Below are 10,757 nucleotides of genomic sequence, written 5' to 3' on the forward strand. Positions count from 1 at the left end.
AAGGACCGGTGGACGGGTGTTCATTGCCCGGGCGGGCGCGGCGAGGCAGGCTCGGCAGCGGCAGTGCCGTTCCGCATGAGGAGAAATGGTGACGAGGTCCGGTCAGGATTATCTGGAATCGCTGCGAGACGGCCGAGAGGTGTGGCTGGACGGCGAGCGCGTCAAAGACGTCACCCGGCACCCGGCCTTCCGCAACACCGCGGGATCCATCGCCGGCCTCTTCGACCTCGCGCACGACTCGGCGCACACACCCGTGCTCACCTCGGACGGCGTGCACCGCGCGTACACGATCCCGCGATCGTACGAGGACCTGGTCGCCCGGCGCCAGGCCTACAAGGTGTGGGCCGAAGCCAGCTTCGGCTTCCTGGGCCGTACGCCCGACTACATGGCCGGCGGCGCCGCCGGATTCGCCGCGCTCCCGCAGGTCTTCACCACGGAGTCGTTCGACGGAGCGCCCAATGCGCTCGCTTACCACCGGCGGCTCGCCGAGGGCGACCTCTACCCGACGTTCACCATCACGAATCCGCAGATCGACCGCACCAAGTCCGCCTCCGAGCAGGAGGAGGACGACCTGGTGGTCCGCGTCGTCGCGGAGCGGGACGGCGGGATCGTCGTACGCGGCGCCAAGATGATCGGCACCGGCGCCGTCTTCGGCAACGAAGTCATCGTCGGCACGATCGAGCCGCTCGCGCCGCAGGACATCGAGCACGCCGTCTGCTTCTCCGTGCCGATCGACACCCCGGGGCTGAAGTTCCTGTCGCGTACGTCGTACGAGGCGCAGGCGCGCAGCGTCTTCGACAACCCGCTCTCCTCCCGCTTCGACGAGAACGACGCCCTGCTCGTCTGCGAGGACGTCTTCGTGCCGTGGGAGAACGTCCTCGCCTACCGCAACGTCGACGCGAGCTTCAAGATGTGGTGGCAGACCCCGGCGTACGTGAACTTCGTGCACCAGGCGGCGACCCGCTTCTGGACCAAGATTGAGTTCCTCACGGGTCTCGCCATCCTCATCACCAAGGCGAACAACACCTACAAGCTGCCTCCCGTCACCCAGGCCATCGGCCGGCTGATGGGCAAGGTCGCCCAGGCCAAGGCCTTTGTGCTGGCCGCGGAGGCGTCGTACGAGACCGTCGAGGGCGGGCAGGGCGTCAAGCCCGGCAAGGAGATCTCCTTCGCGCAGCGCATCATGGCCGGCGAGCTCTACCCGCAGGCCGTGCAGGAGATCAAGATGCTCGCGGGCGGCGGCGTCATCCAGCTGCCCGCCTCCGCCGAGGACCTGCTGCATCCGGAGCTCGGGCCGCTCGTAAGGAAGTACATCCGATCGCCCGGGCATCCCGCCGAGGACCGGATCAAGCTGCTGAAGCTGGCCTGGGACGCCCTCGGTTCGGAGTTCGCCGGACGGCATGAGCAGTACGAGCGCTTCTATCACGGCGCCCCGCACATCTACCTGATGCAGCAGGCATGGGAGGGCGACACCGGAGCGTGCGAGTCGCTCGCGCAGGCATGTCTCGACGGCTACACGCTGGGGGCGGGCGGGACGGGCGGCGAGGAGCGCTCGGCGCTGTGAACCGCTCTCCGAAAGCCGCGCTCGCCCTGCTCGCCTCCACCCAGCTGCTGCTCATCATGGACACCGCGATCATCAACGTCGCGCTGCCCTCGATCGGTGAGGATCTGGGCTCGGGCTCGGCGGGACTGTCGTGGGTGGCCAACGCCTACCTCATTACCTTCGGCGGGCTGCTGCTGCTCGGTGGGCGTACCGCCGACCTGCTCGGCCACCGGCGGCTGTTCGTCGCCGGTCTCGGTCTGCTCGCCGCCGCTTCCGCCGTCGGCGGGCTCGCGCAGAGCTCCGGCGCGCTCGTCGCCGCCCGCGCCGTCCAGGGCGTGGGCGCGGCGCTGGCCGCGGCCGCCGCGTTCGCCCTGCTGCTGATCCTGTTCCCGGACGGGCCCGGGCGGCACAAGGCGCTCGGCGCGTTCGCCGCGATGGGCGGGCTCGGCGGCGTGCTGGGCACCGTCTCCGGCGGGGTGCTGACCGACCTGCTGGGCTGGCGCTCCACCTTCTGGCTCAATGTGCTCGTCGGGCTGCTGCTCGGCGTACTCGCCCTGCGCCTCCTCGACGGCGGTACGCGCTCCGCCGAGCGCGGCTTCGACCTCGGCGGCGCGCTCACCGCCACCGGCGGGCTCGGCCTGATCGCGTACGCCCTCGTCGGCGCCGGCGAAGCGGGCTGGATCAGCGGGCGCACGCTCGCCGCCGGCGGCGCCGGGCTGGCGCTGCTCGCCTCCTTCGCCGTACTGGAAGGCAAAATCGCGCGGCCGCTGGTGCCGCCCGCCGTGCTGCGGCGGCCCGCACTGCGGCTCGCCAATGTGCTGAGCGCGCTCGCCCAGATGGCGCTCTTCCCGATGTTCTTCCTGGTGAGCCTCTACCTCCAGAGCGTGCTCGGTTACTCGCCGCTCGTCGGCGGGCTCGGGCTGCTGCCGCTGTCGATCGTCGTCGTTCTCACCGCCCCGCAGAGCGGGCGCCTCATCGCCAGGCTCGGACTGCGCTCCACGATGACGCTCGGCTTCGGGCTGCTCTTCGCCGGTACGGCCTGGCTGGCCCTCGCGCTCGCCGCCGAAGGCACTTTCTTCACCACCGTCCTGGCCCCCAGCCTCGTGCTCGGCGTCGCCCTGCCGCTGGTCATGGTCACCACCAACGTCGCCGCGACCGCCGACGCGTCGCCCGAGGAGACAGGGCTCGCCTCCGGGCTCATCAACACCAGCCAGCAGTTCGGCTCGGTGCTCGGCCTCGCCGTCCTGGTCGCCGTCGCCACCACGGTCACGGACACGTCCACCAGCGCCGCCGCCACCGCCCAGACCGCGGGCTTCCGGGCCGCGCTGCTCGTCGGCGCGGTCTTCGCGGGCGTGGCCGCACTCCTGTCCGCGCGGCTGCGCCTCCCCGCGCCGCCCGAGGTCCCCGCGAGCCACGAGCGGGTGGGGGACGCCGTGAAGTAGGGCCCGGGCGGGCGGCGTTGTGAGGCGCCGCCCGCCCGCGCGCGGCACTTGCCGCGCTCCGGCGCGCCGCGGCGTGCCGTACGGCACGGGCTGAACCCCCTGCGTACGGACGCCCGGGCGACAGCCGGCACCACGCGACGGGACGGCCACAAACCGCCGCCGCGATCGATCCGGGGCCGCCACCACGGACCGCACCACCGCACTGCGAACACCTCCGCCGCGCCCACACCGCGGCGGACCCACGCCGTCGGCCGCACCGCATGGCATCCACCGAATCCCATTGCCCGAGGGGGGCATCCCATGACCACGCACCTCACGCACCTCACGCACGTCCCGGATTTCCGGCACCTGAGCAACACCGCCGACCTTGTCGCGCCCGGTCTCGACGCACGCAACGAACCGCGTTACCGGATATCCGAGATACGCCAGGCCGACCCCCTGGCCGCCGACCCACTGCTCGCCGCACTGCCCGCGATGAACCGCGACGCCGACGTCCCCGCGCTCACCGTCTCCCTGCGCACCCTGCTGCCGGACGCGGACACGCTCGCCCGATGGAGCGTCGTCGAGTCGCTCGCCGCCATGCGCGACCTCGGCATGATCCTCGGCTCGCTCAAACGGCACGGCACGGAGCCGCTCGCCGTCGTCCCCGAAGCCCTGCCGGTGCTGGAGGCGCTGGGGCGACGTACCGACATGGTGCCGCGCGACACCGTGCACCACTACACGACGTGGAACCCCACCGGCGTACGCCAGCGGATGTACACGGGTGAGGAGATGGAGGGCAATCTCCAGGACGCCGTCCGCATGGTCTTCCCCAGCCTCGCCGCCTCGCTCGACACCTGCGCCGCGCTGGCCCGCCTGGAACCGCACGATCCGGGATTCGCCGTCGCCCTCGACCGCACCGCCCAGCACGTCCAGTCCATGGTCGACTCCATCGACTTCACCGTCGCCAACGTCTCGCCGGTCTTCTTCGCGCAGACCCTGCGCCCGTACTTCGAGGAAGTCGGCGTCGCGGGCCACGACTACCTCGGCCCGGCCGCCGCCCAGGTGCCGCTGTGGCTGGTCGACCTGACGCTGTGGCAGTGCGATCACAGCTGCCCGCAGTACGACGGGTTCCTCTCCGAATCGGTGCAGTACAGCCTGCCGTCCTGGCGCGACTTCTACGCCGTCCACAGCGGCGGCACCTCCGCGGTCTCCAAACTGGCCGCCGCCCTCGACTGGGAGAACGCGGACCGGGTGTCCCCGCAGCTGGCCGCCTCCGCCGTCTCCCTCGCCCGCGTACTGCGCATCCTCAAGACCTTCCGGGCCCGCCACATCGGCATCGCGCGCAAGGCGTACAGCGAAGAGGTGCGGCTCTACGACGTGGGCTCCGGCGGCGCCCCGATCGAGCTGCTGCGCTCCGTGCTCGACCTGACGCGGGACAACGAGACCCTGGTGCGCCGCACGACCGAGCGGCACCGCACGCCGGTCGCCTCGAACGTCTGACCGCCAAACGCCTGAATGTCTGAAGGGCTACCCACCCATGACCCACATCCTGATCGCCGGCGGCGGCATAGCCGGGCTCACCGCCGCCCTGAGCCTGCACGCGGCCGGCTTCGGCCGGATCACCGTGGTCGAGGCGGCGCGCGAGATCCAGCCGGTCGGCGCCGGGCTGAACATCATGCCCAACGCCGTACGCGAACTTGACGCGCTGGGGCTCCTCGGCGTACTCGACCGGCAGGCCGTACGCACCCGCGAGCTGCGCTACTACCACTGCTCCGGCGGCCTGATCTCCCGTGAGGCGCGCGGTCTCGGGGCCGGTTACCACTGGCCGCAGCTGTCCGTCCACCGCGGCCACCTGCAACTGGCGCTGGCCGAGGCGGTACGGGAGCGGCTGGGCGCGGACGCCATCGTCGGCGGCGTCCGGGTGTCCGGGCTGACCATGCTGGCGGACGGCCGCGCGCACGTGGAGCTGGAGCACCGCGACGGCGGGACCCGCGCGCACGCCGCCCTGGAACCCGACGTACTGATCGGTGCCGACGGCATCCGCTCCACCGTCCGCACCGCATTCGACCCGGGCAGTGCCGAGCCGCCGTGGAACGGCATGCTCGTGTGGCGCGGAATCTCACGCATGGACGCCGAGCGGGCCGGTACGTTCATGTTCATCGCCGGATCCGACCGGCAGAAGGCCGTCGTCTACCCGATGACCGAACCGGACCCGCAGACCGGGGAAGTGCTGGTCAACTGGGCGCTCGCGATGCCCGCCGAGTCCATCGACGACGCCTCGCGCGGTGACTGGAACCGGCCGGTGCCGGTCGGCAAATTCCTGCGCCACTACGAGGGCTGGGAGTTCGACGGCGTCAGCGTCCCGGACGTACTACGGGCCGCCGACCGCGCATTCGAATACCCCATGGTGGACATCGACCCCCTGGAGCGCTGGACCCACGGCCGTACCACACTGATCGGCGACGCCGCCCACGCCATGTACCCGATCGGGTCGAACGGCGCGACGCAGTCCATCGTCGACGCCCGCGCCCTCGCCCACGCCATGGCCCGGTACGCCGACCCGGCCGAGGCGCTGGCGGCGTACGAGGCCGAGCGCCGGCCCGCCATGACCGAACTCCAGCGGGCCAACCGGCGGCTCGGCCCCGAGGTCGTCATCAACCTGGCGCACGAGCGGGCGCCGGGCGGATTCACCGACATCGACGACGTGATCCCGGCCGAGGAGCTGGCGGCGATCGCCGCCCAGTACGCGGCGACCGGGGCGTTCGACCCGGTCACCGTCAACCTGGGATCGCCGTACGACGTCGGCGTGCACGCCCTGCGCTGACCCCCGCGCTGACCCCCCGCGCCCGCAGTGCGCCGTGGCTGCGGGGGGCGGCGTGGCACTACCTTCGTCAGGGAAAGGCCGGACACACACCGCCGTGCGTCCGACCCGGTTCGTATGTCCCCTGCGAAGGTGGAACACGTGAAGGCCATTCGTCGATTCACCGTGCGCCCCGTTCTTCCCGAACCCCTACGACCACTCAGCGACCTCGCCCGCAATCTGCGATGGTCCTGGCACACCGAGACCCGCGAGCTGTTCCAAGCCGTGGACCCCGAAGGCTGGGCAGCCGCTGGGGGTGATCCCGTACGGCTGCTCGGGGCCGTACCTGCCGGGCGGCTGGCCGAGCTGGCCCAGGACCGGCGCTTCCTGCGCAGACTCAACGCCGCCGCAGACGACCTGGACGACTATCTGCGCGGCCGGCGGTGGTACCAGTCGCAGTCACCGACGCCGGAACTGCCCGCCGCCGTCGCCTACTTCTCACCCGAATTCGGAGTCACAGCGGCTCTACCCCAGTACTCGGGCGGCCTCGGCATCCTCGCCGGGGACCACCTGAAGGCCGCCAGTGACCTGGGCGTACCCCTCATCGGTGTCGGGCTCCTCTACCGGCACGGGTACTTCCGCCAGAGCCTTTCAAGGGAAGGCTGGCAGCAGGAGCACTATCCCCTCCTGGACCCGAACGAACTCCCCGTCTCCCTCCTCCGGGAGCCCGACGGCACGCCGAGTCAGGTATCCCTCACCCTGCCCGGCGGGCGGTCCTTGCGGGCCCACATCTGGCAGGCGCAGGTCGGGCGCGTACCGTTGCTGATGCTCGACTCGGATGTCGAGGAGAACGCCGCGGGGGAGCGCGATGTCACCGACCGGCTGTACGGCGGCGGCAGCGAGCACCGGCTGCTCCAGGAGATGCTGCTCGGCATCGGCGGAGTGCGGGCCGTCCGCTCGTACTGCCGCCTGACCGGCCATCCGGCCCCCGAGGTGTTCCACACCAACGAGGGCCACGCCGGCTTCCTCGGTCTGGAGCGGATCCGGGAACTGGCGGGCGAAGGGGTGGAATTCGACCCGGCTCTGGAGTCGGTCCGTGCCGGAACCGTCTTTACGACGCACACACCGGTCCCGGCCGGCATCGACCGCTTCGACCGCGAACTCGTCGCGCGCCACTTCGGGGACTCCGGCGAACTGCCGGGCGTCGACGTCGGGCGCATCCTCCAGCTCGGCATGGAGACGTACCCGGGCGGCGAGCCGAACCTCTTCAACATGGCGGTGATGGGCCTGCGGCTCGCCCAGCGCGCCAACGGCGTCTCCACCCTCCACGGCGCGGTCAGCCGCCAGATGTTCTCGGGTCTGTGGCCCGGCTTCGACCCCGAGGAAGTACCGATCACCTCGGTCACCAACGGCGTACACGCGCCCACCTGGGTCGCCCCCGAAGTCATGCGCCTCGGGGCGCGGCAGATCGGTGCGGGCCGCGCCGAGGACGCCCTGTCGGTCGGCTCCCTCGGCGGGTCCGACCGGTGGGAGAGCGTCGCCGACATCGCCGACGCCGACATCTGGGACCTGCGGCGCACCCTGCGCGAACAGCTGGTCCAAGAGGTACGGGAGCGCCTGCGCGCATCGTGGCGCCAGCGCGGCGCGGGCGACGCGGAACTCGGCTGGATCGACGAGGTTCTGGACCCGGACGTCCTGACGATCGGCTTCGCGCGCCGCGTCCCCTCGTACAAACGCCTCACCCTGATGCTGCGCGACCGCGACCGCCTGATGGAGATGCTCCTTCACCCCACCAGGCCGGTCCAGATCGTGGTGGCGGGCAAGGCGCATCCGGCGGACGACGGCGGGAAGCGGCTGGTGCAGGAGCTGGTGCGGTTCGCGGACGATCCGCGCGTACGCCACCGGATCGTCTTCCTGCCCGACTACGGCATGGGCATGGCGAAGAAGCTCTACCCCGGCTGCGACGTCTGGCTGAACAACCCCCTGCGCCCGCTCGAAGCCTGCGGAACGAGCGGAATGAAGGCCGCCCTCAACGGCTGCCTCAATCTCTCGGTGCTCGACGGCTGGTGGGACGAGTGGTTCGAGCCGGACTTCGGCTGGGCGATCCCGACCGCCGACGGCGCGGCGACGGACGAGGACCGCCGGGACGAGCTGGAGGCCAGTGCCCTCTACGAGCTGATCGAGCAGCGCGTCGCGCCGCGCTTCTATGACCGGGGGCGCGGCGGCCTGCCCGACCGCTGGATCGAAATGGTCCGTCAGACCCTGGTCAGGCTCGGCCCGAAGGTGCTGGCGGGGCGCATGGTGCGGGAGTACGTCGAGCGGCTGTACGCCCCGGCCGCCGAGGCGCACCGGGCGCTGGTACCGGAGGCGGCCCGCGAACTGTCGGACTGGAAGGCGAAGGTGCGCGCCGCGTGGCCGCACGTCAGGGTCGACCACGTCGAGGCGCTGGCGGCGACCCCGGTCAACGGCACGGCGGAACTCGGCTCGACGCTCGGCCTGCGCGTACGCGTGGCTCTCGGCTCCCTCCTGACCCCCGACGACGTGGAGGTGCAGGCGGTGGCGGGCCGGGTCGACCCGGACGACGCGATCGGTGATGCCCAGGCCGTCCCGCTGAAACCGGCGGGCGGCCCGGACCTGGAGGGCCGCTGGATGTACGAAGGCCCGCTGGCCCTCGACCGCACTGGCCCCTTCGGCTACACGGTCCGGATACTGCCGTCCCACCGCCTGCTGCCGCACAGCGCGGACTTGGGCTTGGCGGCGCTGCCGACGGAGGCGACGGGGGAGGGCGCGGGCGTACTGATGCGCTGACGCGCCCCATCCGCCCCGGGCGGCCGAATTCAGCCCGTCCGGGGATCTGGGATTAGCCCGCCGAGCGGCCCCGGGGGAACGAAGGTTCCCCCGGGGCCGCTCGATCCGTTCCCGTCGTACTACGGGAACGTCACCTTGAAGCTGTTGATGTAGCCGGTGTCCTGCGCCGCCACATCCTGGACCTTGAGCTTCCACACCCCGTTCGCCGTCTCGGACGACGCGTTGACCGTGTACGTCGCGACGACGTTGTCGGCCGAGTCCGACCCGCTGGAGTTCTTCAGCCGGTACGCCGTACCGTCCGGCGCGAGCAGGTCGATGACCAGGTCACCGCGCCAGGTGTGGACGATGTTCACGTCGACCTTGAGGGTGCTGGGCGCCGCGCCCGTCTTGGTCGAGGTGACCGACGACGTCACCGCCGCCCCGTTGTCCGGGATAGCCACATCGGTTGTGTTCTCGAACGACGTGCCCGTACCCGGGTCGCCGCCGCCGGGACGCGTCCCGACGTTGACGCCGGCCCACGCGTCCGCCACGGCCTTGTACTCCGCGCTGGTGGTGCCGTACAGCTCACCGGCGACCGCGAGCGTGCCGGTGCGCGCGCCCGCGTAGTTGGTCGACGAGCCGAACTTCGTCGTCAGCGCCTTGAACCAGATCTGCGCGGCCTTCTCGCGGCCGATGCCGGTCACCGGCAGGCCGTCGGAGGTCGGCGAGTCGTAGCTGACGCCGTTGACGGTCTTCGGTCCGCTGCCCTCGGAGAGCAGGTAGAACCAGTGGTTCGCCGGACCGGACGAGTAGTGGACATCGATGCTGCCGATGCCCGAGTACCAGGCGTCCTTCGACGAGCCGTCCCGGCTCGGCTTGTCCATGTAGCGCAGCGGCGTGCCGTTGCCCCGGATGTCGATCTTCTCGCCGACCAGGTAGTCGCCGAGGTCCTTGGGGTTGTTGGCGTTGAACTCGACGGCGGCGGCGAAGATGTCGGAGGTCGCCTCGTTGAGGCCGCCCGACTCGCCGCTGTACACCAGTCCCGCGGTGTTGGAGGTGACGCCGTGCGTCATCTCGTGCGCGGCGACGTCGATCGAGGTGAGCGGCTTGGCGTTGGCGGCCCCGTCGCCGTACGTCATGCAGAAGCAGGAGTCCGACCAGAAGGCGTTGACGTACGCGTTGCCGTAGTGGACCCGGGAGTACGCTCCGACGCCGTCACCGCGGATACCGGTACGCCCGTGCACGTTCTTGAAGTAGTCCCACGTCAGGCCGGCCCCGTACGCCGCGTCCGCACCCGCGGTCTCCAGGTTCTGCGGGGTGCCGTCGCCCCAGACGTCGTCCGGGCCCGAGAAGAGGGTGCCGGTGCCCGACGTACCCCTGTTCAGGTTGTACGTCTTGTGGTTGCCGCGCCCGGTGTCGGTCAGTGTGTACGACGGGGCGGAGCCCACCGTCACCTGACCGCTGTACTGGGTGTTGCCGGTGCCGTTGTGAATGGCCTGCCACTCGAAGATCTTCTTGCCAGTGGAGGCGTCGGTGACGACGTGCAGTTCGTTCGGGGTGCCGTCGTGCTGCAGGCCGCCGACGACCGTCTCGTACGCGAGTGTGGGCTTGCCCTGCCCCATCCACACCACCTTGCGCGGGGCCCGGTCCGCCTCGGTCTTCTTCGACCCCTCGGCCTTCGCGGCGCCCAGCGCCTGCTTCTCGGCGACGGCCGGAGCCACTTCGGCGCTCATGTCGATGGACTTGAGCTGGGCCTTGGATGCCTTGGTCACGCCCTCGGTCTTGCCGGCCTTGGTCTCGGCGACGATCAGGTCGCCGCCGAGGACCGGGAGTCCGTCGTAGGTGCGCTCGTACCGCGTGTGGGTGGTCCCGTCGCGGTCCTGGACGACGTCGCGTACGGCGAGCCTTTCCTTGGCGCCGAGCCCGAGGTCCTTGGCGGTGGCCGCCTTGGTGGCGTTGGCCTCGCGTATCAACTCCGCACGCTGGGCGGGGGAGAGCTTCGCGGGCAGGGCGCCGGGGTCGGTCTTCCCCGCTGCGGCGGTCTTCGGGGCGGCGGCCTGGGGATCGTCGGCCGATGCGGTGCCGGCCTGTACGCCGACGGTGAGCAGTGCTGCGGCTGTGAGCAGCGCGCCGGTCGCGGTGGCACGTCGTCTGGGCGTGGATCTCACGCGAACTCCTTCTGCAAGGGGGGTGGCGGGCAGCT

The 10,757-nt window shown here is 71.2% G+C and carries 6 protein-coding genes; 5 read left to right on the forward strand and 1 reads right to left on the reverse strand.

Annotated features, from left to right (window positions below):
- Positions 1 to 85 precede the first annotated feature (85 nt).
- From J7E89_RS18320 to glgP, 5 genes are all read left to right on the forward strand, one after another.
- A complete protein-coding gene (locus J7E89_RS18320) occupies positions 86 to 1,564 on the forward strand; it encodes a 4-hydroxyphenylacetate 3-hydroxylase family protein (protein WP_251060725.1) in 1,479 nt (492 codons plus the stop codon).
- The gene (locus J7E89_RS18325) at positions 1,561 to 2,985 is read left to right on the forward strand and encodes an MFS transporter (RefSeq protein WP_308315516.1); all 1,425 of its coding nucleotides are present in this window, start codon (positions 1,561 to 1,563) and stop codon (positions 2,983 to 2,985) included. Before J7E89_RS18320 ends, J7E89_RS18325 begins: the two co-directional genes overlap by 4 nt.
- Positions 2,986 to 3,285: 300 nt before the next feature.
- A complete protein-coding gene (locus tag J7E89_RS18330) occupies positions 3,286 to 4,467 on the forward strand; it encodes a monodechloroaminopyrrolnitrin synthase PrnB family protein (RefSeq protein WP_214974786.1) in 1,182 nt (393 codons plus the stop codon).
- A gap of 37 nt (positions 4,468 to 4,504) precedes the next feature.
- Positions 4,505 to 5,791, forward strand: a complete 1,287-nt coding sequence (locus J7E89_RS18335; protein ID WP_214974788.1) for an FAD-dependent monooxygenase — start codon at positions 4,505 to 4,507, stop codon at positions 5,789 to 5,791.
- A 138-nt stretch (positions 5,792 to 5,929) separates the two neighbouring features.
- Positions 5,930 to 8,575, forward strand: a complete 2,646-nt coding sequence (gene glgP, locus J7E89_RS18340; protein ID WP_214974790.1) for an alpha-glucan family phosphorylase — start codon at positions 5,930 to 5,932, stop codon at positions 8,573 to 8,575.
- Between the two features lie 119 nt (positions 8,576 to 8,694).
- On the opposite strand, the gene J7E89_RS18345 is transcribed toward glgP, so the two are convergent.
- Positions 8,695 to 10,722, reverse strand: coding sequence for a M4 family metallopeptidase (locus tag J7E89_RS18345; RefSeq protein WP_214974792.1), 2,028 nt, complete (start codon positions 10,720 to 10,722; stop codon positions 8,695 to 8,697).
- Positions 10,723 to 10,757: the final 35 nt, after the last annotated feature.

Source organism: Streptomyces sp. ISL-100, assembly GCF_018614615.1.
In the GTDB taxonomy this organism is placed as follows: Bacteria; Actinomycetota; Actinomycetes; order Streptomycetales; family Streptomycetaceae; genus Streptomyces.